Source organism: Oceanobacter sp. ABM4_470 (assembly GCF_056158645.1).
The window spans coordinates 887,952-912,707 of sequence record NZ_JBSWTR010000001.1; the positions used below are offsets into that span (position 1 = coordinate 887,952).

The following is a 24,756-nucleotide window of genomic DNA, read 5'->3' on the forward strand; positions in this document are numbered from 1 at the left end:
GCATAAAAAAGGCCCCTCTTGGGGGCCGCCTCCCGGGGTAGGAGGCTTGCTTTTTTTGTCAGCCCAAAGGCTGGAAATCGATGCTGTTGAGGCTCAAAGAAAGTGGTCTTATGACCATGCCCTGGAGAGCCCCCGAAGATGGTTAGACAACCATCCGATGAATACCAGAAACGCCGGTGTATCCATCCCAGTGGTCTGCGCGTCCAGAGCGCCAACCGGCCAGCCAGGCATCCCGGAGAGCCCCATCTGGCGGAGCCAGATCTTTGGATTTCCGTTCAATGCCAGCGCGATAGCCGCGTGTGTAAGCTCGTTCTTGCAGATCGCGTTTCTGTTTTTTCATACGATGCATCCTCGCTTCAATTAGCAAATGATCGCTGCGGTCGTTCAGTTCAAGACGATCTTCAACAGCGACACTGGTGTTGTATCGCGAATAGGCACCACTTGTTAACGATTTTATTTAAATAAAATGTCACTCGTTTGTAACGTTTGGCTATTTCGTCCAATAGGCATGAACTCTATGCAAGAAAACCAATCACTCCCGACCCGTTCCTGGCTGGCTGTATGCAGCAAGGGTATCGAACCCCTGTTAGCAGACGAAATCCGCGCGTTGGGTGGTGAGGTTGAACGCGAAACCCACCTGGGTGTGCACTGGCAAGGCACGCTGGAGACCGCTTACCGTGTGTGCTTGTGGTCCCGACTGGCGAATCGTCTGTTGATGCCGATGCTGGAAGAAGACACCGACAGTGTTGAAGCCATGTACGACCACGTGCGCAACATCGACTGGACCATGGTGTTTCCGTCCACCGCGACCTTCCGCATCGACTTTCACGGCCGTAGCCCGTTTATTAATAACACCCAGTTTGGTGCCCAGAAGATCAAGGATGCCATTGTGGACTGTTTCCGAGAGGAAGCAGGTTCGCGTCCTAACGTCGATAAAAACGCTGACATCCGAGTGGAAGCCCAGTTGCGCAAAGGCAAGCTGGCCATCTATCTGAACTTCAGTGGTTCTGGCATGCATCGCCGTGGCTATCGTTTGCAGCCGGGCCTGGCGCCGTTGAAAGAAACCCTTGCCGCGGCCTTGCTGGTGCGTGCGGGTTGGCCCGAAATGGCCAAGGCGGGCAAGCATCTGGTCGATCCTATGTGTGGTTCCGGCACCTTGCTGATTGAAGCAGGCTTGATGGCCGCCGATGTGGCACCCGGTTTGAACCGTCAGGAGCATGGCTTTGAGCGCTGGCATGGCCACAACCGCAAGCTGTGGCTGGAGTTGGTGGAAGAAGCTCGAGAACGTCGTGCCGATGGCATTAACAGCATGAAGAACCGTTTCTACGGTTTTGATAAAGACGCCAAACAGCTGGACGCGGCCAGTGCCAACCTGGCGCGCTCTGGTCTGGCGGGTCTGATTCACCTGGAAAAACGCGAAGTCGAGCAGTTGCGCATCAGTAAAGACGCCATCGAACAGGGTGGTTTGCTGATTACCAACCCGCCATATGGCGAGCGACTGAGCGAACTGCCTCAGCTGGCACCGCTGTACCAGCAGCTGCACGATGCAGCGATGCGTGTACCAGAGTGGAAGTTGGCGGTATTCACCGGTAATACCGATTTGGCCAAGGCCATTCGTCGCCCGTTTGCCAAGCGCTACAAGTTCCTGAACGGCAAGATTGAAACCCAGCTACTTATGTTTGATGCGGCGGATGAACGTTCCAGCCAGCCGCAGGCATCGATGATTCGCGGGCCGGTGGAAGCCTTTGCCAACCGCTTGAAGAAAAACCTCAAGCAAATCGACAAGTGGGCCAAGCGCGAAGAGATCTTCAGCTATCGGGTGTACGACCAGGATTTGCCAGAGTACGCGGTGGCTGTCGACATCTACACCGATGCCCGTGATCCACTCAGTGGCCGCTGGTTGCACGTGCAGGAATACGTGCCACCCAAGTCCATTGATGAAGCCAAGGCCGAACGTCGCTTGCTCGACGTGCTGGCAGTCTTGCCTGAAGTAACAGGCGTTAGTGCAGATCAAATCGTGCTGAAGCGTCGTGAGCGTCAGGCGGGTAAAAAGCAGTACGAGAAACAAAGCACCGATGGCGTTGCTCGTCACCGTTTCCCGACCCGCGAAGGTCAGGCACAAGTGTGGGTAAACCTGAAAGACTACCTGGACACCGGTCTGTTTCTGGATCACCGTCCAACCCGTCTGGACATTGCCAAGCGCATTGCCAAACTGCCGGCGCCGAAGTTTCTTAACCTGTTCTGCTACACCGCAACCGCCAGTGTGCACGCCGCCAAGGCCGGTGCCATGTGTACCAGCGTGGATATGTCACGTACTTACCTGAACTGGGGCAAGGACAATTTTGAGCTGAACGGTATCAAAGCGGGCAAGCACGAATTTATTCAGGCGGATTGCTTGCAGTGGTTGGCTGACTGCTCTGGCAAATACGACCTGATCTTTATGGACCCGCCAACCTTCTCCAACTCCAAGCGCATGGAAGGGGTGCTGGATATTCAACGGGACCATGTTCGCTTGATTGAACAAGCCATGGCCTGCCTGAACCCGGGCGGCTTGCTGATCTTCTCGACCAACTTGCGTAAATTCGCCATGGATACCGATGCCTTGCAAGCAGGAGCCGCAGGCCCGCTGAAAATCCAGAACGTCAGTAAGAAGTCTGTGCCGCAGGACTACGCCCGTCGTCCAAATATTCACCACTGCTTTCATATTGAGCGAGCGTAATTGCATGGCCAATACGGCTGCCCATTAGTGGCGGCCGTATTTGTATGGCTTGATACTTTGGCGGTGCGCAGTGCGCACCCTGCAAATGGACATGTAGCCAGTTGTAGGTCTGATATTGTTGGTCTGATAAAGACGCGAAGCGGCTGCCATCTGACATCTTGTATGTGCGGCGTTGGCTGGCGCTCTCTTCTCTCCAGCTTACGTTGTTGTACTTGTAGGAGGGATCGGGGCGCGTAGCCTTATTCCCGATGTGCTCCAGTGCGCGATGCTCACCCTATCTATTGCCTTGCGGCTATGACATGGCTTCTCGAGAGCAAGCTCTCTCTCCCACAATGTCTGCTGACACCTGACACCTGACACCTGACACCTGACACATTCCAATAAAACGCACCAAAATAAACGCATACTTAATGCTTGTGTTTTTATCTGGTGCATAAATCGGTTTTTCTTGGCGACGCTCGACCCTCCGAAATCTTTTTATCTTCTGGATTTTGCTCGTCTGTGGTGCTGTGTTTATCTGCAATGCCTTGTTTTGAGTCTTAAATGTCACCTTGATATGTGACAAAGATGACAAAGTTGGTACACATCCTGCTAATACCAATCCCTCTAAGAGAATAAGCACTCTTAAAGTGCAAAAAGCGCTGGTGGTGACCCTTTCACTAACCGGCGAGAACGACATAACGAAACAGAGGGGAAATTCTTGTGGAAAGTCTGGATCTGACAGGCGTAAACAGCGCAGTTGAAACACTGATGTCTGGCACCAATACGCTTTTTATCCTGCTGGGCGCCATTATGGTGTTGTTGATGCATGGAGGCTTCGCATTTCTGGAGGTGGGTACTGTCCGCCACAAAAACCAGGTTAATGCACTGGTCAAGATTCTGACCGACTTCGGGGTTTCAACCCTGGCTTACTTCTTTATTGGTTACCAAATTGCCTACGGCAGCAATTTCTTTGCCGGTGCCAGTGAACTGACCGTAAACAACGGCTACGAGCTGGTGAAGTTCTTCTTCCTGCTGACCTTTGCTGCTGCAATTCCAGCCATTGTGTCTGGTGGTATTGCTGAGCGTGCCAAGTTCTATCCATTCCTGCTGGCGTCGTTCCTGATTGTGGCGTTTGTGTACCCATTCTTCGAAGGCATCATCTGGAACGGTAACTATGGCTTCCAGAGCTGGTTGGAAGAAAGCTACGGTGCGGGTTTCCATGATTTCGCCGGCTCTATTGTGGTTCACGGTGTGGGCGGCTGGATTGCGTTCGCGGCTATTTACCTGCTGGGTTCCCGTAACGGTCGTTACCGCAACGGTAAGGTGGTTGCCTTTGCACCGTCCAACATTCCATTCCTTGCGCTGGGTGCGTGGATTCTGACCGTTGGCTGGTTTGGCTTTAACGTGATGTCTGCTCAAACCGTGGATGGCATTTCCGGTCTGGTGGCCGTGAACAGCCTGATGGCCATGGTAGGCGGTACGTTGGTTGCTATGCTGGTTGGCAAGAATGACCCTGGCTTTATCCATAACGGCCCACTGGCTGGTCTGGTGGCTGTGTGTGCCGGTTCCGACATCATGCACCCAATTGGCTCTCTGGTCGTTGGTGGTGTAGCAGGTGCTCTGTTCGTGTACGTGTTCACCCTGGCGCAGAACAAGTTCAGCAAGTTTGACGACGTGCTGGGTGTATGGCCGCTGCACGGTCTGTGTGGTGTGTGGGGTGCGATTGCCGCTGGTATCTTTGGTTCCGAAGCCATGGGTGGCCTTGGTGGCGTGAGCATGATGGCTCAGATCATCGGTACGGTTGCGGGTGTGGTGATTGCGATTGGCGGTGGTTTCATCGTTTACGGTCTGGTGAAGGCGGTTGCTGGTTTGCGTCTGAACGAAGAAGACGAGTTCAACGGCGCAGACCTGAGCATTCACAAAATCAGCTCAACCTGTGATGACTGATCGTGACTGCCTGACGGCTGCCTGGAAATAACAAAAAAGCGCCCATGGGCGCTTTTTTGTTGTCTGTCATTCGCTTACAGCACGGATTCGAAGCATTCCAGCTGCGGCGGACCCATGTAGATATCCTTGCGGGCACCGCCTGCGTTGGCGTGGGCCTTACGAAACGCTTCGGACTTGGTCCAGCCTTCAAAGGCGTCTTTCGATTCCCAGACGGAATGGGAGGTGAAGAGGGTGTATTCGTCGTTGCTGGCACCTTGCAGCAGGTTGAAGCTCTTGAAGCCTGGCACTTCGTCCAGGTAGGTGTCGCGGCTGCGCCAGATTTCAATAAAGTCCTCTTCGCAGCCGGGTTTGATTTTGAAGCGGTTCATTGCAATGTACATACAGACAGACTCCTTATAGCCCATGTTGAATCATTGGATTTGACAGCAAGTCCCCTAAAGCATCGCAGATTTTTGCAAAGAAGTTCAGGGCTGACTTTCGATGATGCCCTGTGTGTTTTACGCGACCCGTTTCCGGTTAATGGCATTTTCGAGTCGGCTGTCGTGAATGTCAGTAAACCTTGCCAGATTACCCGTCTAGTCTTTACAGTCCCTTACCCGAATATGGCTCAACGACGGAGAAGTAACCCATGAGCATGGATCACTGGCTGACCATTCTGGCCAAGAAAGACGGTTCCGACCTCTACCTGAGTACCGGAGCACCGCCTTGCGCCAAATTCCAGGGGCAGTTGAAGCCACTCAGCAAAGAACCGCTGGGGTCGGGTGATATCGAGAAAATCGCCTATGCGCTGATGAACGACGCGCAAAAGAAAGAATTTGAACAAGAGCTGGAAATGAACCTGGCTACCTCCAATGCCGCGGGTCGCTTCCGGGTCAATATCTTCAAACAGCGCCATGAAGTCTCGATTGTAGCGCGTAACATCAATACCGAAATTCCTAATCTGGAAAAGCTCAACCTGCCGCCGATTTTGAAAGAAGTGGTGATGGCCAAACGTGGTCTGATTCTGTTTGTCGGTGGTACGGGCTCAGGTAAATCGACCTCACTGGCGGCGCTGATTGACCACCGTAATGCCAGCGCTGGTGGCCACATCATCACCATCGAAGACCCGGTGGAATTCGTGCACAAGCACAAGCGTTGCATTGTTAACCAGCGTGAAGTGGGGACCGACACCAAAAGTTTTCATGCAGCATTGAAGAACACCTTGCGACAGGCACCAGACGTTATCCTGATTGGTGAAATCCGTGACCGCGAAACCATGGAACATGCGTTAGCCTTCGCTGAGACCGGCCACCTGGCCATTTCGACCCTGCACGCCAATAACGCCAACCAGGCGCTGGAACGTATCATCAATATGTTCCCTGAGGAGCGCCGTCAACAGCTGCTGATGGGGTTGGGGCAAAACCTGCGTGCGTTCGTATCCCAACGACTGCTACGCACCGTCGACGGCAAACGCTGTGCGGCTGTGGAAGTGATGCTGGGTAATAAAACCATCGAAGACCTAGTGATGCGTGGCGACCTGCCAAGCATCAAGGAAGTCATGGAAAAGTCCGAGAACCTTGGCATGCAAACCTTCGACGGCGCGTTGTTCAAGCTCTACATGGACGGTCGAATTTCCCTGGATGAAGCCATCAAAAACGCCGACTCGCCAAACAACCTGCGTTTGCGCATCAAGCTGGCCGAAAACGACGGTGGCTTGCCAGACGAAGCCAAGGAAGGGGAATCATCGGCCATGGCGTTCAGCCTGATCATGGACGATGACGAGAAAGACGAAGAAGAAGAGCCACTGCCGCAGGGGTAAGTGTTGGGCGTGGCCCAACCTATGCGCGAATCAATACAGCAACTGCTTCGCGTCTTTATCAGGCCTACGGTGATACCCGAACGCGGGAACAAAAACGCCGCCGTGATCTTCATCAGGGCGGTGTTTTTATGCAGGCTCTTTCAAGCCCTAAAAGCGTCTTAGCCTTTCAGCACGCTATCCACCAGCGCCTTGGCGTCGGCTTCCAGCAGGTCTACATGTTCTTCGGATACGAAGCTTTCCAGGTAGATCTTGTAGACGTTTTCGGTACCGGAAGGACGTGCTGCGAACCAGCCGTTGGCGGTTTCCACTTTCAAACCACCAATCGGCGCGTTGTTGCCCGGAGCGTTGGTCAGAATGCGGGTGATGGCGTCGCCAGCCAGTGAATCGCCGTGTACGGCTTCCGGGCTCAGGCCTTTCAATACGGCTTTTTGCTCGGGTTCACACGGTACGTCGATGCGCTTGTAGTAAGGGCGGCCATAGCGAGCCACTTGTTCTTCGTACAGTGCCTGCGGGTCTTTACCGGTGACGGCCAGAATTTCAGCAGCCAGCAGCGACAGGATGATGCCGTCCTTGTCGGTGGACCACACGGTGCCGTCTTTACGCAGAAAGGAAGCGCCAGCGCTTTCTTCGCCACCAAAGCCCATGTCGCCGTTGAACATGCCTTCCACATACCACTTGAAGCCAACCGGTACTTCACACAGCTCACGGCCAAGGCCGTTAACCACGCGGTCGATCATGGCGGAGGATACCAGCGTCTTGCCGAATTTGATGTCGTCTTTCCACTCGGCGCGATGAGTGGCCAGGTATTCAATAGCAACGGCCAGATAGTGGTTCGGGTTCATCAGGCCGGTAGCCTTACAGACGATACCGTGACGGTCGTAGTCCGGATCATTGCCCACAGCGATATCGAACTGGTCCTTGATGGCCAGCAGGTTTTGCATGGCATAAGGAGAGGAGCAGTCCATACGGATGCGGCCGTCTTTATCCAGCGGCATAAAGCCGAAGGTTGGATCAACGTCTTCGTTCACCACGGTGATGTCGAGGTTGTACTTCTCGGCAATCGGCTTCCAGAAGTGCAAGCCGGAGCCGCCCATTGGGTCGACGCCAATCTTGATGCCAGCTTTGGCGATGGCTTCCATGTCGATCACGGAGCCCAGATCGTTGACGTAGTGGCTGATGTAGTCGAAGTCTTCCACCAATGGGCTGGCATCGGCTTCTTCGGCTATGATCCACTCAACGCCATCAAGATCGTTTTCCAGAATCTCGTTGGCACGCTGGGCAACCCAACCCGTAATGTCGGTATCTGCCGGGCCACCTTTGGCGGCGTTGTATTTGATGCCGCCGTCTTCCGGTGGGTTGTGGGACGGGGTGATCACAATGCCGTCGGCCAGATCATCGTCGTCGGCATCGGCGTTGTGGGTCAGAATGGCGTGAGAAATCACCGGCGTTGGGGTGTAGCCACCACCGTCCTGAATGCGCACGCGAACACCGTTGGCAACCAATACTTCCACGGCGGTGCCAAAGGCGGCTTCCGACAGTGCGTGGGTGTCTTTGCCCAGGTACAGCGGGCCTTTGATACCTGCATCGGCACGGTATTCGGCAATGGCCTGACAAATAGCGGCAATGTGGTTTTCGTTGAAGGTGGTTTTCAAGGCAGAACCACGGTGACCAGAGGTGCCGAACTCGACCTTTTGGCCCGGGTTATCCAGAATTTCCGGTTGATTGCGATAGTAAGCTGCGACCAGCGCAGGCACGTTGACCAAAGCGTCACGTGGGGCGGTTTTACCGGCATCCGGGTGAATTGCCATGTGGGGTTCCTTGTTGTTCCATCGAATTGGCTCAATGCTGCGGGAAAGCGCTGCAGGTTTCAATTCCTCGCGGGGCGGAATACCAAAGTATCTTCGCGGCAAATTGTCAGTATGATTCAGCAATGACCCCATTTTACCCCTGAGGCACCGCTGAACATGGCCGAACTGCTGAAAAACCAATACGGGCTGGAAGTCCCTCAACAGCTGGCGCAGCAGTTGCAGGCCGTCTGGCCAGCGTTTGATGCCGACGGCTTTATGCGGCGGGTGCAGTCACAGTATGAGTCCTTTGAGCTGATGGGCCGTGGCCGTTTTCTCGGCCAGTTGTTAGGCGAGTTTTTACCGGCGGATTTTCCTGCCGCTGTGGACGTCTTGTTGAAATCAGTAGGCGAGCCTCTGACCACCGACCGCAGCTTTTCGATGTCGGCGTTTTACTACCTGCCACACACCTGCTTTGTTGCCGAATACGGGCTGGATTACTTTGATGAATCCATGGCTGCTCAGTACGAGTTGACCCAGCGCTTTACCGCCGAATTCAGTATTCGGCCCTTTATTGAGCGCTACCCTGAGCAGACACTGGCGTTATTGGCTCGGTGGGCTTCGGACGACAACTATCACGTACGTCGCTTGGTCTCTGAAGGCACCCGTCCGCGTCTGCCGTGGGGCAAACAGCTGAAAGAGTTTATGGCCGATCCAACGCCCGTTCTCGAATTGCTTGAGGCATTAAAAGACGATCCGGAGCTGTACGTGCGTCGTTCGGTGGCGAACAACCTGAACGACATTGGCAAAGACAATCCTGAACGCTTGATAGAAGTGTGTTCACGCTGGATGAGTGAAGCAGAAACGTTGACGCCAGCGCTGAAAACCAATCGTCAATGGCTGGTCAAACATGCGCTGCGAACAGCGATTAAACGCTGTGACCCCGCGGCGTTGGCGGTGCTGGGTTACGGCGCCGATACCGCGCTTGAAGCATTGGACGTGTCAGGCAGTTTGAGTGCTGCTGAGGCTCGTATGGGAGAGGCGATAGAAGTCCGTGCTGATCTGGCTTTGCCCAAACCTTCAGGTTCTTCAGGTGCAGCCGAGCTGGCTCTGATGGTCGACTTCAGAGTCCACTTTGTAAAAGCCAATGGCAGGACCTCCGCCAAGGTGTTCAAACTGAAAAAATTGACGTTGAAGGCGGGTGAGCAAGTGTCTCTGAGCAAAAAGCTGTCGCTGGTAAAAATGAGCACCCGCACCTTGTATCCGGGTACTCACAAGGTTGAGCTAATAGTGAATGGTCAGAGTTATCCGGCGGGTGAGTTTGAGTTGGCTCCGTCTAATGGCTGACAGCGAACCTCTGATGCCTGGTTTGCTGGTTGGGGGACCGTGGAGGAAAGTTGAGTGCAGGTTATTTGGCCTGAACCCCCATCCTGCGTTTCGCCCTGTGCGAGGCGCCGTTGCGAATGGCCCAGCGCAGGGTGTTGGCAATGCCGTTCATGCTGCGGTTAATGACCCATTTTTGCGGCGCTGAAAAATGAATGCCTGCTTGCTGTTGAGCCCAGCCTGGCAGCAGGTTCATGCCGGCTTGGGTCATCACCTTGCCTACAGGGATGGCTAACCGGCTGGGTGCCGGGGCGTTCAAGAGCAGTCGCTGCACTTCCGTCGTGCGTTCATCGAACACCAGTTCGGGGCGCTGTTGGTTAATCCGTTCTTCAACCGCTTGTCGCGTCTTGGGTACGTTCGTTGCTCCGAGGCGTTCGGCTACTAAAGCGGTCTCTTCAAAATACCGATCCTGTTCCTCGCGGCTTAGCGGTTGGCTGCCGTAGCGCTGGAACGACTCCAGAAAACAAAATACTTCGGCAACGTGTACCCAGGTCAGTAATACCGGGTCGTTGGCGGAGTAGGGGCGGCCGTCCGGATGAGTTCCTATCACCTGATTGTGCAGGGTTTTGACCCGTTCTATCAGGCGTTCGGCGTCGGCGGTGGCCGCAAAGGTTGTCGCCGCAATAAACTGGCTGGTGCGACGTAGACGGCCAAGCAGATCGTCGCGGAAATTGGAGTGATCCCAAACACCGGCCAACGCCAGTGGGTGCATCATTTGCAGCATCAGCGCACCAATGCCACCGCACAGCATGGCGGGAAAATCGCAGTGCACCCGCCAGCAGACGGCGTCCGGGCCGTAGAGGCCGGGGTCGCCGGGTGGGTTCTCGTAGTCGATGTTGTTCAACGCGAGGCCGCTGAGGCCACGAACCTGTTGTTCGATGCGTTTGCGAATCCATTCCAAAGTGGCTGATTCCGGTTGTTTTTATCGTTGTTATCGTTTTTGTAGGAGGGACTTCAGTCCCGAACGCCCGAGCAGCTTGCCAGGTTGTCGGGACTGAAGTCCCTCCTACAAGTTATATCGAAGCCATCATCTCACCTTGATGCGGTAGGCATAACTGTAGAGCACCGGCACCACGCCCAGTGTCAGGATGGTGGCAAAGCCGAGGCCAAAGGCAATCACCACTGCCATGCTGCTGAAGAAAGGATCAAACAGCAGCGGCAGCATGCCCAAAATAGTGGTCAGTGCGGCCATGGTAACCGGACGCAGACGACTGACCGAGGCTTCAAACAAGGCCTGATAGGGCTCCTTGCCGTCTGCGCTTTCCAGCTTGATCTGGTCGACCAGCACAATGCCGTTTTTCACAATCATGCCCGACAAACTCAGGAAACCGAGCAGCGACATAAAGCCGAATTCCGCCCCCAGCAACAGCATGCCGGCGGTGACGCCAATGATCGCCAGCGGCACACACGCCCAGATCACCAGTGCCGCTCGGGCTTCGTTAAACAGCAGCACGGTGATGATGAACATAATCAGGTAGCCCATCGGCAGCGAGGCGAACACGTTGGCCTGGGCCTCGCTGGAAGACTCATACTCGCCGCCCCATTCCAATGAGTAACCGGTTGGCAGGTGCAAAGCTTCGATTTGTGGCCGCAGTTGCTGAAACAGGTCGTCGGCGGTCATGCCGGAAGCCATGGTCGGGTCGGCGTACACTTCGATGGTGCGTTTGCGGTCACGACGCATGATCAGTGGGTCTTCAAACACCACATCAAAGCTGTCGACCACTTGCTGAATCGGAATGTAACGGCTGAACACCGGGCTCCAGATTTGCAGGTCCATTAGGTTGTTGACGTTCAGGCGCTCGCTTTCCGGCGGCCGAATCAGAATCGGCATCAGGGTGGTGCCGTCGCGGTACAAGCCCACTTGCTTGCCGGTGAAGCTCATCAGCAGCAGGTCGTCGAGGTCTTGTTTGGTAATGCCGGCACGGCGGGCGGCATCGTCACGCAGGTGTGGGCGAATCACTTTCACACGCTCGCGCCAATTGTGGCGAATATTGGTTGCACCGGCTTGCTGGTGGAAGATGTCTTCAGCTTGCTCGGCCAGTTGGCGCAGCTGCATCTGATCCGGGCCTGCGAAACGGGCAACAATCTTGGCCTGTGGGCTTGGGCCAATTTGCAGCCGTTTGAATTTCACAAAGGCGTTCGGCATGTCGGTGGCGGTGAACTGCTGTGCTTTGGCAATCATGGCTGGAATCATGTCGCGTTCTTGGGTGCGAACCAGTACCTGGGCAAACGCCGGGTACTCCTTTTCCACGGCGTAGGTCAGCATAAAGCGGGTTTCGCCGCGACCCACGGTGGACGAGGTAAATTCAACGCCGTCCTGTTGCAGCATCCAGTTTTCCAGCTTGCGGGCTTGCTGCTGGGTGGCCTTTATGTCGGTGCCTTCCGGCATCCAGATATCGACCAAAAAGATCGGCGTATTGGACGGCGGGAAAAACGACTGTTTTACCTGGCCAAAGCCGATCACGGCAACCACCATCAGCACCACCATTAACAGCATGGATACACCCCGGTGGTGCAGCATCAATTGCAGCATACCGCGGTAGGCGTTGTAGAGAGCGCCATGGTAAGGATCGGAGCTGTTGTTTCCTGTGTTGCTATTTGCGGTGTTGTCGCCATCAGAGCTGTTGGCCGTTTGCTCACGGAACATCAGGTTGCACAGAAATGGCGTTAGCGTCAGCGCGGTAACCCAGCTGAGGAACAGCGAGATCAACAGCACCCAGAACAACGAGCCGACAAATTCACCAACGCTGTCGGGTGACAGGCCAATCGGCGCAAAGGCGGTAATGGCAATCACGGTGGCGCCCAGCAGCGGCCATTGGGTTTGCTTGACGATATCCCAGGCGGCGCGCACTCGGGTCTGACCTTTTTGCAGCCCCACCATAATGCCTTCGGTGACCACCAAAGCGTTATCAACCAACATGCCAAGGGCAATGATCAGTGCGCCCAGTGAAATACGGTGCAGGTCGATGCCAAAGAACTTCATGGCAATAAAGGTGCCCAGAATCGTCAGAAGCAGCACTGAGCCAATGATGACCCCGGCACGCGCCCCCATAAATACGAACAGAATGCCGATCACAATGGCGACTGACATGGCCAGGTTCAGCACAAAGGCTTGCGAGGAATTATCCACTTCCACCGGCTGGTCGTAGATGGTGTGCAGTTCAATACCAACCGGGCGATTGCTGTCCATATCGGCGAGCTTGGCGCGCAGTCGTTCACCCACTTCCACCACATTCACCTTGCCAGTGAAAGCGATGCCCAAACGCAACGATGAAATGGCCTGATAATTGGACAAATGGGTCGGGTTTTCGGTCACACCGGAGCGGATGGTGGCAATGTCTTTCAGATAAATCAGTTTGTCGGAACCGGGTTCGCTCAACAGCAGGTTACCCAGCTCCTGAATGCTCTGGAATTCGCCGGTGGGGTGGATGCGAATGGATTCAGAGCCAATGCGAATACGCCCCGCGTTGCTGACGATGTTCTGTGCACTTAACAGCTGATAGAGGCGGCTGACCGGAATGCCAAGGTTGTTCATCTGCTCATGGGAGATATCGATGAAGACCTGTTCGGTCTGGTCGCCGGCGATTTCAATATTCGAAACGCCGTCCAGCGTCATCAACTCGCGTTTCAGGTAGTCGGCGTAGTCGGCCAGATCCTGATAGCTGTAGCCATCGCCAGTGATGGCCAGCAGCACGCCAAACACATCGCCAAAGTTGTCGAGCACAATCGGGGCCGCAGACCCCGGTGGCAGCGAAGAGGCTTCATCGTTGACCTTGCGGCGTAGCTCATCCCAAATTTGAGGCAGCTGGTCGCCCTTGTAGCTGGATTTAACTTCCAGGTGAATTTGCGACAGCCCGGCCTTGGAAATGGAATCCACGTGCTTGATGTACGCCAGCGACTGAATGGCACCTTCCAGCTTTGAGGTGACTTCTTCTTCCACCTGCAACGGCGACGCACCCGGATAGTAGGTGTACACCATGGCTTCCTTGATGGTGAACTGCGGGTCTTCCAGGCGGCCAAGGCCGAGATAGCTGATGACGCCGCCCAGCAACAAAATCAGCAGCATCATCCAACTGGTGGTTTTGTGCTTGATGAAGTAGGTGGCGGCGTTGCCTGAGGCGCCTTCGGGCAGGCTGTTGCGGGCAGTTGTTTGAGTCGGTTCGCTCATCTTACAAACCCCGTTCCTGCTGCCATGGGCGTACGCTCATGCCGGCTTGGGCGGTGTTTACACCTGCCGCCAGAATGCGATCCCCGGCCTCCAGACCAGAAACCACCTCAATGCCTGCCTGGGTAATCTTGCCGGTAACGATCTCGCGCAGCTCCAGCTGGTTACTGTTATTCACCTGCCAGACGCTGGCTTGCTGTGAGCCTTCCTGCTGTTGGGCAGACTGGAATACCGCTTCAACCGGAATCACCAAAGCCTTGCTGCTGACCGACAGCACCTTGCTGAGATCGGCGTAGACGCTGGCCGACATGCCGGGCAGTGGGTTCAGGCCTTCGGGGCGTGGCAACTGCAATTGAATTTGATAACTGCCGGTGGCCGGGTCGGCTTCGGTGTTGTGCTGTTTATAAGCGGCGTCAAAGCGTTGGCCGGGCAGGGCATCGAATTCGACTTCCGGGTGGTATTGATTGTCAGATCGGCTCAGTTGAATCATCAGCTGCTCCGGTACCTGAATCACCACCACCAGTTGGCCCCGGGCCTGTAGCTTCAGAATGGGGGTGCCTGCGGCAACCGACTGATGGTTATCGGAGTATTTATCCGCAACGATGCCTGCAAATGGTGCTTTGAGGGTGGTGTAGGAAAGATCAGTGGTGGCACTGTCGTAAGCGGCCTTGGCGATATCCAGTTCGGCTTTTGACTGGTCGTACTGGGCGCGGGATACCTGATTTTTCTGGTAGAGGTTGTCGATACGATCAAACTGCGAGCTGGCCAGCTGATAGCGGGCCTGACGTTCGTTAACCGCCAGCTGGTAATCCGACGGGTCCAGTGTGGCGAGTACCGCGCCTTTGGCCACCTGTTGACCGGCTAACGCTGGTAAGGTTTGCAGTTCACCGGGAACCCGGAAGGCCAGCTGTACTTCCTCTGCGGCCGCTACTTTGCCTGGAAAACGGCGCAACAAGGCATCGGCGCCAGAACTGACCTCGACAATGCGGGCCGGGCGCGGTGTGTTAGTAGTGGCTGCTGGTGCATCAGCCTGCTCTGAACCACAGCCGCTTAACAGCAGCATGGGTAGAAACAGGGCAATAAGCAGGGCGCTGGTCGGGGTAGCAGGGAATCGCAATGGGCCAGTCATAAGGAATCTCTTGATCGTCAGAAGGGTGCTGATGGGCGGGCATCAGCAGCGGCTGTCCATAGAAAAATAATAATTTACAAATTGTAATTTTAAAGGGCGTGTGATGCCAAGCCTGTTTCTTTTCAGGTGCGTCGTTACCAGTCAGACCCGTCGTTATCGTTAAGGCGAATTGTTACAGGCTAGGTCAATTCTGCTGCCAATCGCTCAGCAACTGTTGCAGATACCCCGGTAGCACCTCGCCCGCTCGGCCGTACAGGTGTTCGGCAAAATTATCCCTCACCTGACTGGGCTCGAGATTGATCTCTATCGTATGTGCACCAGCATTGTTGGCCACTTCGACAAAGCCTGCCGCAGGGTATACATGGCCCGAGGTACCAATGCTGATAAACAGGTCACAGGTATCGAGTGCACGATAAATCTCATCCATAAACAGAGGCATCTCGCCAAACCAGACGATGTGTGGACGCAGGTTAGGCTCGTTGCAGCATTCGCAAAGGCTGTTTTCCAGAATATCGCCACTGTGAGGATAGATGGTGTGGGTTTTGCTGCAACGCACCTTCTTCAGTTCGCCGTGCATGTGCAGCAGGTTTTGGCTGTTGGCGCGTTCGTGCAGGTCGTCGACGTTCTGTGTCACCAGCAGGAACTCACCGGGCCAGGCGGCTTCAAATTCCGCAAGGGCCTTGTGGCCTTTATTGCAGTCCACGTCGTTCAGCTGTGCCCGGCGGGCATTGTAAAAGCGCTGCACCAGCGCCGGGTCGCGCAGAAAGGCTTCCGGGGTGGCGACGTCTTCCAGCCGGTGGTTTTCCCACAGGCCGTCGTTGTCGCGGAAGGTTCGGACACCGGATTCGGCCGAAATACCCGCGCCGGTCAGTACCACAATGCGGGGAGCGGAACGGGAGGTACTGCCTGCTTGCCCGAAATCCGAAGGCTTGATGCTCATAGCGATGATCCTGAGTGAGATGCCTCTTCTATGTAACCATGTTTGGCAGGAATTTCGACCTCCTTCTGGGCCATGAAGAGAAAAAGGCTAAAAAGAGCATGTACCGCTTGACGATAGTTTCACAGTTTTTTCCTTTTTGTTTCATTTTAAATAAAGATGAATGTTCTGCTTAAGGCGTTTTTTTAAGTTAAACGCTCCTTCAGTAATTGCATCGCCAACGTATAATTTTGAAAGTTCGCCCGCCAGAAGCAAAACCCGCTTCTGGCACTGGTAAAGAAGTACCGAATCTGAGGATTTTCAATGTTCTATCGCGACACCTGGGTAGAGGTCGATCTCGACCGTATCGCCCACAACGTCAGCAGCATCAAACGTCATAGTGGCTACCAGCAATTGTTTGCTGTGGTGAAGGCCAATGCCTATGGTCATGGCGATGTTGAAGTGGCGCGAGCGGCGTTGGAAGCCGGAGCTACGCACTTGTCGGTGGCGTTTCTGGACGAAGCGCTGAAGCTGCGCCGTTCAATCAAAAACGTACCGATTCTGGTGATGGGGCCAATCCGCCCATCCGATGCCGCCGTAGCAGCCGACAACCAGATTGACGTAACCGCCCACACGCTGGACTGGATTCAACAGATTGCCGGTTATCAGGGTGCCACCCTGAATGTGCACCTGAAAATGGACAGCGGCATGCACCGCATCGGCATGAGCTCTGCGACCGAACTGCAAGAAGCCTGTCGACTGCTGCAGCTGAACCGTTCGGTGAAACTGACCGGTATCTTTACCCACTTTGCCACCGCCGATTGCGATGCCGACTACTACCAGCAACAGCTGGCCAACGTCGACGAAATGACTGCCGCCATCGACATGAGCCAGTTTGAGCTGGTGCATGAATCCAACAGCGCGGCGCTGCTGCACCACAGTCAGCAGCCGCATACCAATTGCGGTCGTTTGGGCATTGCCATGTACGGTCTGGCTCCGGGCGATGTATTCGATATGCCGGTTGAATTGCAGCAGGCGATGTCGCTGCACAGCCGCATCACCCAGGTGAAAACCCTCAAGAAGGGCGAGAAACTGGGCTATGGCGTAACCTTCGAAGCCAGCGAAGACACTCGCATAGGCACCATTGCCATTGGTTATGCCGATGGTTGGTTGCGTTACCACCAAAATCGACCTGTACAAATCAACGGCCACACCTTCAAAGTGGTGGGGCGGGTTTGTATGGATCAATGCATGGTCACCATTGACGACAGCGTCAAGGTGGGTGACCGCGTCGATTTGCTAAACGATCAGTGCACCATTGATATGGCTGCCAACGACCTCAACACCATCAACTACGAAATCGTTTGTTCCATCTCCGATCGTATCCCGCGCGTGTACAAGCACGGTGGTCAGGTGGTTGGCGAACGCAATGATCGTTTCAGATAACAGGGTTAGTGATATGAATTTGAAGACTTTATCTCCGGTAGAACTGCGTCACCTGATTCGCTCTGGTGAACACACCAGCAACACCTCTGGTCTGGCGCAGGGCTTTGTTCAGTGCAATCTGGCGATTTTGCCAGCAGATTGGGCTGATGATTTTCTGAAATTCTGTCAGCTGAACCCGAAGCCATGCCCATTGGTGGGTATTTCGGCCAACCCGGGCGACCTGGTGATTCGTGATCTGGCCGAAGACATGGACATCCGTAAGGACGTACCAAAATACCGCATCTTCAAGGACGGCGTGTTCGTTGAGGAAGTGACCGACATTACCGAACACTGGCGCGACGACCTGGTGATTTTTGCACTGGGATGTTCGTTCTCGTTTGAAGAAGCGCTGCTGGCCGACGGTCTGGACGTTCGTAACATCTCTGAAGGCGTGAACGTGCCTATGTACCGCACCAACATCGAGTGCAAGCCAGCCGGTCGTTACTCTGGCACCAACGTGGTGTCCATGCGTCCGATGAAGCCTGCCGATGCCATCCGTGCGATCCAGATTTGCTCTCGCTTCCCGTCCGTTCACGGTGCGCCTGTGCACTTTGGTGACCCGGCAGCGATTGGTATCAAGGACATTAACACCCCGGACTTCGGCGATGCTGTGACCATTCGTGAAGGCGAAGTGCCTGTGTTCTGGGCCTGTGGTGTAACGCCTCAGGTGGCGCTGGAGCAAGCCAAGCCATCCTTCTGCATTACCCACAGCCCGGGCCATATGCTGATCTCTGACGTGCCTAACAGCCGTCTGTCCATTTTGTAAGCGAACAGGAGCAAACGATGAAACTGAATTGTGATCTCGGCGAAAGCTTCGGTTCCTGGAAAATGGGCATGGACGAAGCCGTCATGCCATTTATCGACCAGGCCAACGTAGCCTGTGGCTTTCACGCCGGTGACCCGGTGGTGATGCAGCGCACGCTGGAACTGGCCAAAGCACATGGCGTAGAAGTAGGTGCTCACCCGGCCTATCCGGACCTCCAAGGCTTTGGTCGTCGTTCCATGAACTGCACCGCCAAAGAAATTGTGGCGTTCGTGCAGTATCAGGTCGCGGCACTGGACGGCATGGCCAAAGGCCAGGGCATCGAAATCCAGTATGTTAAGCCGCACGGTGCGCTGTACAACGACATGATGGCCAAGGCCGACGTGCGTGCCGCCATCATGCAGGCGATTGCCGCTTTCTACCGTCCGATCAAGCTGATGCTGCAAGCGACGCCACAAAGTGCCGACATTCGTGAAGAAGCCAAGGCGGCGGGCATTGAAGTGCTGTTCGAAGCCTTTGCTGACCGTTGCTACGACGACGACGGCAAGTTGCTGTCCCGCACCAAGCCGGGCGCTGTCCACACTCGTGAAAAGATGCTGGCGCAGGTCAAGCAGCTGAACGAGCAGGGCACTCTGACCACCGTTAGCGGCCACACCTTGAAAATCGACGCCGACACCTTGTGTGTGCACGGCGATAACGCCGAAGGCGTCGCCGCTATCGAAGAAATCCGTCAGGTCGTTTACTCCGGCCAGCAGGCGTAAGGGCAGCGGATGAGAATCGAAGTAGCAGGCGAAAACGCCCTGATCATCTACGTTGGTGCTGACTCTAAGGTAGGAGGGGGTGAAGCCGGTGTTGCCAATCGTGTCGAGCAGATCACCCGTTTGTTGCGTCAGCAATTGGGTGCCGACCTGATTGATCTGGTGCCATCTTATGCCAGCGTGCTGGTGGTGTTCGATATGTTCCGTTGTGACCACCTGAAGGTGCGTAACGCGATTCGTGACATCGAGCCACTGCTGACCAACGACGCTTCCGCCGAGGGCCGCATTGTGACCTTGCCGGTGTACTACGGCGCGGAAGTGGGCGTCGATCTTGAAGATCTGGCTCGCAACGCTGGCCTGACCACCGACGAAGTGATCGACATTCACCGCAACGGCGAATACCGCGTCTACGCCATCGGCTTTGCGCCGGGCTTTGCTTATCTGGGAGACGTTGATCCACGTATCGCTGCGCCGCGTTTGTCGACCCCGCGCCAGAAAGTACCGCGTGGCGCAGTGGCGATTGCCGACCGTCAAACAGCAATTTATCCGGCCGTTTCGCCGGGTGGCTGGAACCTGATTGGTCGCTGTCCGACGCGCATGTTCAACCCTGAACAGCAACCGACCATGCCGGTACAGGTGGGCGATATCGTGAAATTCGATGCCATCTCCCGTGATGAATTCCTGGCACTGGGAGGTTCTCTGGATGACTGATCACGCTGCAAACAAACAGGGCTTCAAAGTAGTCCAGCCGGGCCTGATGACGCTGATTCAGGACGCGGGTCGTTACGGCCAGCACGGCATTGGCCTGACCGTTGGCGGTCCGCTGGACGGCGAAGCTTTCCGCTGGGCTAACCGTCTGGTTGGCAACGACGTCAACGCTACCGCGCTGGAAGCCAGCTTTGGTGGTTTGGTGCTGCAGGCGCAGGTGGATTCCGCCATTGCCCTCACCGGTGCCGAAACGCCGCTGACGATTAACGGCCAGCCGAAAGACCAGTGGCGCACTCACGCAGTGAAAGCCGGTGACGAGATCAAGCTGGGTTTTTCTACTAATGGCTGTCGTGCCTATCTGGCAGTGGCCGGTGGCTTTGATATTCCACACAGCTTTGGCAGTGCGGCCACGGTGGTACGTGAAAAAGTCGGCGGCCTGAAAGGTGAAAAACTGGCGGCGGGTGACGTGCTGGCAGCCAACGCGGTGACTGATATCGAGCTTAAGCTGCTGCCCGAATGGGAACGCCCGGATTACAGCGCAGACGTTACTCTGCGAGTGATTCTGGGGTATCAGCAAGCGGCGTTCACCGAATTGCAGGTGGCGCGTTTCCTCAGCAGTGAATACACCACCACCGACCGTTCAGACCGTATGGGCTATCGTTTGGAAGGGCCTGAAATCAAGCCATCCATCGACGGCATCCTGTCGGAAGGCATTTGCCACGGTGCCATTCAGGTACCGGCGGATGGCCAACCAATTGTGCTGTTGAACGACCGTCAGACCATTGGTGGTTATCCGAAGATTGGCTCTGTGCTGTCACTGGATACCGGCCGTCTGGCGCAACTGACACCTGGCTCCAAAGTGCGCTTTGAAACCATCAACATCGACGAGGCGCACAACATTCATATGTTGGCGCGCTACCGTGAAAACGCGACCCGCATGGTGCGCGGTTAATACCGCCACTGTCCGACGCCCGTTAGAGATAGAACACTATGACACTGACTACCATTCGTGCCGAACACACCCTGGCCGGTGCCGTTGAGCTGAGTTCACGCATTGAAGACCTGCTGGTTGCCCGCAACCCGCGCGGCATGCAAACCGTGCAGGCCACCATGCGCAAGGGCTACGTGCTGCGCGCCGCCATGATGATGCAACAGTGCGACGGCACGGTGCTGATTGGCACCGGTTTCCCGGTTGCCGGCACGTTTGAAACCGACGGTCCTGTGGGTGCTATCTCTCTGTATCGCGGCCTTGAAGCCATGGGTGCCAAGCCGGTACTGGTGTGTGGCGACCCGCTGGCTTCAGCCATAGAAGCTGACTTCCGCGTTGAAAAGTTACCGGTTGGTCCTGCCAGTCAGGAAGAGCGTTGTGCCAAGGCAGCTGAGGTGCTGGAGAAATATCAGCCACAGCTGGTGATCTCTATCGAGCGTCCGGGGCAGGCGGCTGATCACGGTTACTACAACATGCGTGGCGAATCCATTTCCGCCGGTGCGGCAAGTTTCGACGAAATCATGCAAATGGCCGGTTGCCCGACCGTCGCTGTGGGCGATGGCGGTAACGAAATTGGCATGGGCAACGTTGGCCCTGCGTTGCGCAGCCTCGACATTACGCCAGCGCTGACCCGTTGTGGTGAGCTGGTGGTGGCCGACGTTTCCAACTGGGGCGGCCATGGCCTGATCGCCATGCTGGGCTGGCTGGTCGGTAAGGATTTGCTGGCCGACTTCGACAACCTGGCGGTGCTGCAGTACTGCTCTGAGCACGGCAGCGTGGATGGCGTAACCCGCGAAAACACCCTTACCGAAGACAGCCTGCCAGCAGAAGACGGCATTGCAATGCTGAAGCAACTGCGCCAGCTGACCGGTTTTATCAGCGCCTGATGTGACGGCCGATGTAACCCGGCGGTAACGAATTACGACTGAATTATCATTGAAAAGAGAGGGCTGGCGGTTCGCAATAGCAAAGAGTCGACTGCCAAATCCTCCGCACTACTGGAGAAAGAGATGAGCATTGTTTATCTGAACGGCGATTACATGCCGATGGAAGAAGCCAAGATTTCACCGATGGACCGCGGTTTCCTGTTCGGTGACGGTATCTACGAAGTGATCCCGTCCTACGACGGCAAGCTGGTTGGCTTTGGTCCACACATCGATCGTATGAACGAAGGCATGGGGTTCATCGATATCAAGCTGGACTACTCCCACGACCAATGGCGTGAAGTGTGTGAAGGCCTGATCGAGAAGAACGGTGGCGGCAACCTGGGTATCTACCTGCACGTTTCCCGTGGTGCAGACAGCAAGCGTTTCCACGCTTACCCGGCCGACATTCAGCCTACCGTTTACGCTTTCGCGTTCGAAATCCCGGCTGCTCCAGTAGCAGATAAAGCCAAAGCCAAGGCTTACAAAGTATCCAGCACCGAAGACCTGCGCTGGAAGCGTTGCAACATCAAGTCCACTGCACTGCTGGGCAACGTGATGCACTTCCAACAGGGTTTTGCTTCCGGTAACAACGAAATCATCTTGTACAACGCCAACGGTGAAATGACCGAAGGCAGCGCGTGTAACGCCTACATTGTTAAAGACGGCGTGGTGATCACTCCACCACTGGACAACCAGATCCTGCCGGGCATCACCCGTTTGATGCTGCTGGACATCCTGGCCAAAGACGGTTCCATCAAGGTGGAAGAGCGTACTGTGACCATGGAAGAAGTACGTAACGCCGATGAAATCTGGCTGACCAGCTCTTCCAAGGAAATTGCCCCGGTGGTTGAACTGGACGGCAAGCCAGTAGGCACTGGTGAAGTTGGCGACGTGTGGGTAGCGGCCCAGACTTTGTACAGCGCAGGCAAGCACAACTACTGAGTTGTGGCAGACGCCTGCAACGGCTGTCGGATGGCCAAGCTTATCCGCCCTACAGTCAGGCGTTTGCGTCGCAATGAGTAGTACGGAAAGTGGTTGAGGTGAACACCACCAAGGGGGATGCAGGCCCTGGGTGGTATTGATCAGAACCAGAAAAAACGCCCGTCGGAGTGATCCGACGGGCGTTTTTTTATTGATCGACATGCAGAGTAGCGCATGGTCTGTGGGAGGTAGCTTGCTGCCGATGGTTTGTGTTTATCGAGAGCAAGCTCTCTCCCACAATCTTCTACCAGACACCAGACACCAGACACCAGACGGTCTACAACTGACAATCATCAAAATGATCGCGGAAGAAGTCCCGAATCTCGGCGGCTTTGTCCATGGCGTCGTCGTGGCCCAGCTGAATCAGGCGGCGGCAATAGCCTTCGGAAAACAGCAAATAACTCAGGATGCCTGAGCCATTTTTCTTGTTATTGCCCTGGCCATTCAGCACCAGCTTCAGGGCTTTGGGCATTTCATCGGCGTGTTCGCCCGCCAACACATCCAGCGACACACTGGGGCTGATGTCGAGCAATTGAACAGGGCGCAGCTCCATGTCGTAGTGTTGGCGCACGGATTTAGGGATGTGCTGCAAGGTGCGGTTAATGCGCAACAGGCGTTCAATGTCGGTTTCCATGCTGTCCAAAAATGCCGCATTGAGCATGTGGCCCATCATTTTTGCTGGGGACGGGTAAGTTGCATCCGGAACATCGGGTTTGGTGCGGTGGGCGATGGCGCTGACACCAATCACCATGATCTTTTCGGCGCCCAGGTGCAGGGCAGGGCTGATTGGAGCCAACTGACGTACCGCTCCATCGGCGTAGTACTGGTCGCCCAGGAACATGGCCGGGAAAATCATGGGAATGGCCGATGAGGCTAACAGGTGATCGATAGTCAGCTCGGCGCGCACGCCAACACGACGCTGGCGTTCCCAGTTCTGGATCTCCGGGTGTCCCTCGAAAAATGCCGTCGACTCGCCGCTGTCGATGCCCGAGCAGCTGACGGCAAGGGCATACAAATGGTTTTCGTCAATACAGCGTTTGACCCGCTGAAAATCGACCACTTCTTCCAACAGTTCTCGCAACGGAGCATTGTCCAACAGTGACACCGGATCATTCTTGTAGCGCCTGCCGAAAATCATGCTTCGACTTAGCTTGGCCAGTGAATTGGAGATCCCCATAAAGTCGGTGCGGTAAATTTGGTCGGGAGTGAAGTGCCGCCAGATGCGGTCCAGTTGGCGAATACCGCGCCGGTAGTCATCGGCGTAACTGGCCAGGGCGATGCCGTTGATGGCCCCTGCGGAGGTGCCGGAAATGATATCGAACGGGTTGTAGTGTCCTTTGGGAAGGATCTCGTGGACGGCTTTTAATACCCCAACCTGATAGGCGGCTCGAGCACCACCACCTGACAAAATCAGACCGGTTCGTTGCAATTTCATAGCGTGCTACCTTGCTGGAGGCTGGCCTTTTTTAGTGCCAGCGAAATCTCAATGCCTGACCATGTATTTGTGATGGTTTGCTTCGGTCAATCGTGACGATGAATGGGTATCTATCGGTTGCTGGAAAACTGCTGGTCAGGCTGGATGTCGTTACTGCGTTGGCGACAACGACTGTCCGCACGCTTTCAGTATAGTGCATAATGCCAGTCCGCTTTTGAGTCCTTGTTTGCAGGAGCAGCCATGTTTACCGGTATCGTCCAAACCCGTTTGCCCATTCATCATGTTGAACGCAAAGCCGATTTTGCGACCTTTGTGCTGAAGTTTGATGACCAACTGCGTGCCGGTTTGGAAATTGGTGCCTCGGTGGCACTGAACGGAACCTGCCTGACGGCTCGCGAGATCAACGGCGAACTGGTCAGCTTTGATGCCATTGGCCAGACACTGGCAGTGACTAACCTCGGCGCGCTGGAACCCGGCCATGAGGTGAATATTGAACGCGCAGCAAAAATGGGCGACGAAATCGGTGGCCACATGATTTCCGGCCATGTGATGGGGCAGGTTGCAGTGCTGGAGAGAATTGAATCCGAAAACAATCTGGTGCTGTGGTTCGAACGGCCGTCAGAATTGGCACCGTACTTGTTGGACAAGGGCTACGTAGCTTTGAACGGCTGCAGCCTGACCATTGCCGAAGTCGAAGCAGATCGTTTCTCTGTTCATCTGATTCCGGAAACCCGCGATGTAACGACGTTTGGTAACGCGCAGCCGGGTGACCTGATCAATCTGGAAGCCGACCCTCATACCCAGGCGGTAGTAGATACCGTCACCCGTTTGCTGGGCGACAGCCAGCTGCTGGCGCAACTGACTGAACGGCTGGCAGTCAAGGGTTGAT

20 protein-coding genes are annotated in these 24,756 nt (G+C 55.4%); 12 read left to right on the top strand and 8 right to left on the bottom strand.

Translation table 11 applies throughout. The features are described from left to right. Positions 1-142 precede the first annotated feature (142 nt). A complete protein-coding gene (gene rmf / locus ACXADJ_RS03880; RefSeq protein ID WP_475063309.1) occupies positions 143-340 on the bottom strand; it encodes a ribosome modulation factor in 198 nt (65 codons plus the stop codon). A gap of 177 nt (positions 341-517) precedes the next feature. Here rmf and rlmKL point away from each other — a divergent pair, with 177 nt between their 5' ends. Next, complete coding sequence (rlmKL, locus tag ACXADJ_RS03885; protein ID WP_475063311.1) at positions 518-2,719, top strand: bifunctional 23S rRNA (guanine(2069)-N(7))-methyltransferase RlmK/23S rRNA (guanine(2445)-N(2))-methyltransferase RlmL; 2,202 nt, start codon at positions 518-520, stop codon at positions 2,717-2,719. A 717-nt stretch (positions 2,720-3,436) separates the two neighbouring features. Then, positions 3,437-4,648, top strand: coding sequence for an ammonium transporter (locus ACXADJ_RS03890; protein ID WP_475068122.1), 1,212 nt, complete (start codon positions 3,437-3,439; stop codon positions 4,646-4,648). A 74-nt stretch (positions 4,649-4,722) separates the two neighbouring features. On the opposite strand, the gene hmuQ is transcribed toward ACXADJ_RS03890, so the two are convergent. Next, complete coding sequence (gene hmuQ / locus ACXADJ_RS03895; RefSeq protein ID WP_028294341.1) at positions 4,723-5,028, bottom strand: heme-degrading protein HmuQ; 306 nt, start codon at positions 5,026-5,028, stop codon at positions 4,723-4,725. A 248-nt stretch (positions 5,029-5,276) separates the two neighbouring features. Here hmuQ and ACXADJ_RS03900 point away from each other — a divergent pair, with 248 nt between their 5' ends. Continuing rightward, the gene (locus ACXADJ_RS03900) at positions 5,277-6,446 is read left to right on the top strand and encodes a PilT/PilU family type 4a pilus ATPase (RefSeq protein WP_475063314.1); all 1,170 of its coding nucleotides are present in this window, start codon (positions 5,277-5,279) and stop codon (positions 6,444-6,446) included. A 158-nt stretch (positions 6,447-6,604) separates the two neighbouring features. Here ACXADJ_RS03900 and pgm read toward each other — a convergent pair whose 3' ends face one another. Next, positions 6,605-8,254: a phosphoglucomutase (alpha-D-glucose-1,6-bisphosphate-dependent) gene (pgm, locus tag ACXADJ_RS03905; RefSeq protein ID WP_475063316.1), complete on the bottom strand. Its 1,650-nt coding sequence runs from the start codon at positions 8,252-8,254 to the stop codon at positions 6,605-6,607. A 156-nt stretch (positions 8,255-8,410) separates the two neighbouring features. Between pgm and ACXADJ_RS03910 the strand changes: the two genes are divergently transcribed. Next, the gene (locus ACXADJ_RS03910; RefSeq protein WP_475063318.1) at positions 8,411-9,577 is read left to right on the top strand and encodes a DNA alkylation repair protein; all 1,167 of its coding nucleotides are present in this window, start codon (positions 8,411-8,413) and stop codon (positions 9,575-9,577) included. A gap of 61 nt (positions 9,578-9,638) precedes the next feature. On the opposite strand, the gene ACXADJ_RS03915 is transcribed toward ACXADJ_RS03910, so the two are convergent. From ACXADJ_RS03915 to cobB, 4 genes are all read right to left on the bottom strand, one after another. Then, a complete protein-coding gene (locus ACXADJ_RS03915) occupies positions 9,639-10,514 on the bottom strand; it encodes an oxygenase MpaB family protein (RefSeq protein WP_475063320.1) in 876 nt (291 codons plus the stop codon). A gap of 126 nt (positions 10,515-10,640) precedes the next feature. Then, positions 10,641-13,781, bottom strand: coding sequence for an efflux RND transporter permease subunit (locus ACXADJ_RS03920; RefSeq protein ID WP_475063322.1), 3,141 nt, complete (start codon positions 13,779-13,781; stop codon positions 10,641-10,643). 1 nt (position 13,782) lies between these two features. After that, on the bottom strand, positions 13,783-14,907 hold the full coding sequence (locus ACXADJ_RS03925; protein WP_475063324.1) for an efflux RND transporter periplasmic adaptor subunit: 1,125 nt from the start codon (positions 14,905-14,907) through the stop codon (positions 13,783-13,785). A gap of 184 nt (positions 14,908-15,091) precedes the next feature. Then, positions 15,092-15,847 carry a Sir2 family NAD+-dependent deacetylase gene (gene cobB, locus ACXADJ_RS03930; protein WP_475063326.1) on the bottom strand — a complete coding sequence of 252 codons (756 nt, stop codon included), beginning with the start codon at positions 15,845-15,847 and terminating at the stop codon, positions 15,092-15,094. Positions 15,848-16,147: 300 nt separating this feature from the next. Between cobB and alr the strand changes: the two genes are divergently transcribed. The 7 genes from alr to ACXADJ_RS03965 all read left to right on the top strand — a co-directional run bounded on the left by alr (position 16,148) and on the right by ACXADJ_RS03965 (position 22,393). Continuing rightward, a complete protein-coding gene (gene alr / locus ACXADJ_RS03935; RefSeq protein ID WP_475063328.1) occupies positions 16,148-17,269 on the top strand; it encodes an alanine racemase in 1,122 nt (373 codons plus the stop codon). 13 nt (positions 17,270-17,282) lie between these two features. Next, positions 17,283-18,074 (top strand): putative hydro-lyase, encoded by a 792-nt coding sequence (locus tag ACXADJ_RS03940; protein WP_028294327.1) that lies wholly within the window; start codon positions 17,283-17,285, stop codon positions 18,072-18,074. A gap of 17 nt (positions 18,075-18,091) precedes the next feature. After that, a complete protein-coding gene (locus ACXADJ_RS03945; RefSeq protein ID WP_475063332.1) occupies positions 18,092-18,832 on the top strand; it encodes a 5-oxoprolinase subunit PxpA in 741 nt (246 codons plus the stop codon). Positions 18,833-18,841: 9 nt separating this feature from the next. Beyond that, positions 18,842-19,540: a 5-oxoprolinase subunit PxpB gene (pxpB, locus tag ACXADJ_RS03950; RefSeq protein ID WP_475063334.1), complete on the top strand. Its 699-nt coding sequence runs from the start codon at positions 18,842-18,844 to the stop codon at positions 19,538-19,540. Continuing rightward, positions 19,533-20,489, top strand: a complete 957-nt coding sequence (locus ACXADJ_RS03955) for a 5-oxoprolinase subunit C family protein (protein WP_475063337.1) — start codon at positions 19,533-19,535, stop codon at positions 20,487-20,489. Before pxpB ends, ACXADJ_RS03955 begins: the two co-directional genes overlap by 8 nt. Before the next feature lie 38 nt (positions 20,490-20,527). After that, the gene (locus tag ACXADJ_RS03960; protein WP_475063339.1) at positions 20,528-21,412 is read left to right on the top strand and encodes a DUF4392 domain-containing protein; all 885 of its coding nucleotides are present in this window, start codon (positions 20,528-20,530) and stop codon (positions 21,410-21,412) included. A gap of 123 nt (positions 21,413-21,535) precedes the next feature. After that, on the top strand, positions 21,536-22,393 hold the full coding sequence (locus ACXADJ_RS03965; RefSeq protein WP_475063341.1) for a D-amino acid aminotransferase: 858 nt from the start codon (positions 21,536-21,538) through the stop codon (positions 22,391-22,393). A gap of 316 nt (positions 22,394-22,709) precedes the next feature. Here the strand turns inward: ACXADJ_RS03965 and ACXADJ_RS03970 are convergent, their stop codons facing one another. Then, positions 22,710-23,867 carry a patatin-like phospholipase family protein gene (locus ACXADJ_RS03970; RefSeq protein ID WP_475063343.1) on the bottom strand — a complete coding sequence of 386 codons (1,158 nt, stop codon included), beginning with the start codon at positions 23,865-23,867 and terminating at the stop codon, positions 22,710-22,712. Between the two features lie 240 nt (positions 23,868-24,107). Here ACXADJ_RS03970 and ACXADJ_RS03975 point away from each other — a divergent pair, with 240 nt between their 5' ends. Continuing rightward, entirely contained in the window at positions 24,108-24,755 is a 648-nt protein-coding gene (locus tag ACXADJ_RS03975; protein ID WP_475063345.1) for a riboflavin synthase subunit alpha, read from the top strand. Position 24,756: the final 1 nt, after the last annotated feature.

Bases quoted from the DNA above. Each gene is read 5' to 3' on its own strand.
- ACXADJ_RS03910 (WP_475063318.1), top strand. From the start codon at position 8,411: ATGGCCGAACTGCTGAAAAACCAATACGGGCTGGAAGTCCCTCAACAG.
- ACXADJ_RS03955 (WP_475063337.1), top strand. From the start codon at position 19,533: ATGACTGATCACGCTGCAAACAAACAGGGCTTCAAAGTAGTCCAGCCG.
- pxpB (WP_475063334.1), top strand. From the start codon at position 18,842: ATGAGAATCGAAGTAGCAGGCGAAAACGCCCTGATCATCTACGTTGGT.
- ACXADJ_RS03975 (WP_475063345.1), top strand. From the start codon at position 24,108: ATGTTTACCGGTATCGTCCAAACCCGTTTGCCCATTCATCATGTTGAA.
- cobB (WP_475063326.1), bottom strand. From the start codon at position 15,847: ATGAGCATCAAGCCTTCGGATTTCGGGCAAGCAGGCAGTACCTCCCGT.
- ACXADJ_RS03970 (WP_475063343.1), bottom strand. From the start codon at position 23,867: ATGAAATTGCAACGAACCGGTCTGATTTTGTCAGGTGGTGGTGCTCGA.
- ACXADJ_RS03900 (WP_475063314.1), top strand. From the start codon at position 5,277: ATGAGCATGGATCACTGGCTGACCATTCTGGCCAAGAAAGACGGTTCC.
- rmf (WP_475063309.1), bottom strand. From the start codon at position 340: ATGAAAAAACAGAAACGCGATCTGCAAGAACGAGCTTACACACGCGGC.
- ACXADJ_RS03965 (WP_475063341.1), top strand. From the start codon at position 21,536: ATGAGCATTGTTTATCTGAACGGCGATTACATGCCGATGGAAGAAGCC.
- hmuQ (WP_028294341.1), bottom strand. From the start codon at position 5,028: ATGTACATTGCAATGAACCGCTTCAAAATCAAACCCGGCTGCGAAGAG.
- ACXADJ_RS03945 (WP_475063332.1), top strand. From the start codon at position 18,092: ATGAAACTGAATTGTGATCTCGGCGAAAGCTTCGGTTCCTGGAAAATG.
- ACXADJ_RS03960 (WP_475063339.1), top strand. From the start codon at position 20,528: ATGACACTGACTACCATTCGTGCCGAACACACCCTGGCCGGTGCCGTT.
- rlmKL (WP_475063311.1), top strand. From the start codon at position 518: ATGCAAGAAAACCAATCACTCCCGACCCGTTCCTGGCTGGCTGTATGC.
- ACXADJ_RS03940 (WP_028294327.1), top strand. From the start codon at position 17,283: ATGAATTTGAAGACTTTATCTCCGGTAGAACTGCGTCACCTGATTCGC.
- ACXADJ_RS03920 (WP_475063322.1), bottom strand. From the start codon at position 13,781: ATGAGCGAACCGACTCAAACAACTGCCCGCAACAGCCTGCCCGAAGGC.
- pgm (WP_475063316.1), bottom strand. From the start codon at position 8,254: ATGGCAATTCACCCGGATGCCGGTAAAACCGCCCCACGTGACGCTTTG.
- alr (WP_475063328.1), top strand. From the start codon at position 16,148: ATGTTCTATCGCGACACCTGGGTAGAGGTCGATCTCGACCGTATCGCC.
- ACXADJ_RS03925 (WP_475063324.1), bottom strand. From the start codon at position 14,907: ATGACTGGCCCATTGCGATTCCCTGCTACCCCGACCAGCGCCCTGCTT.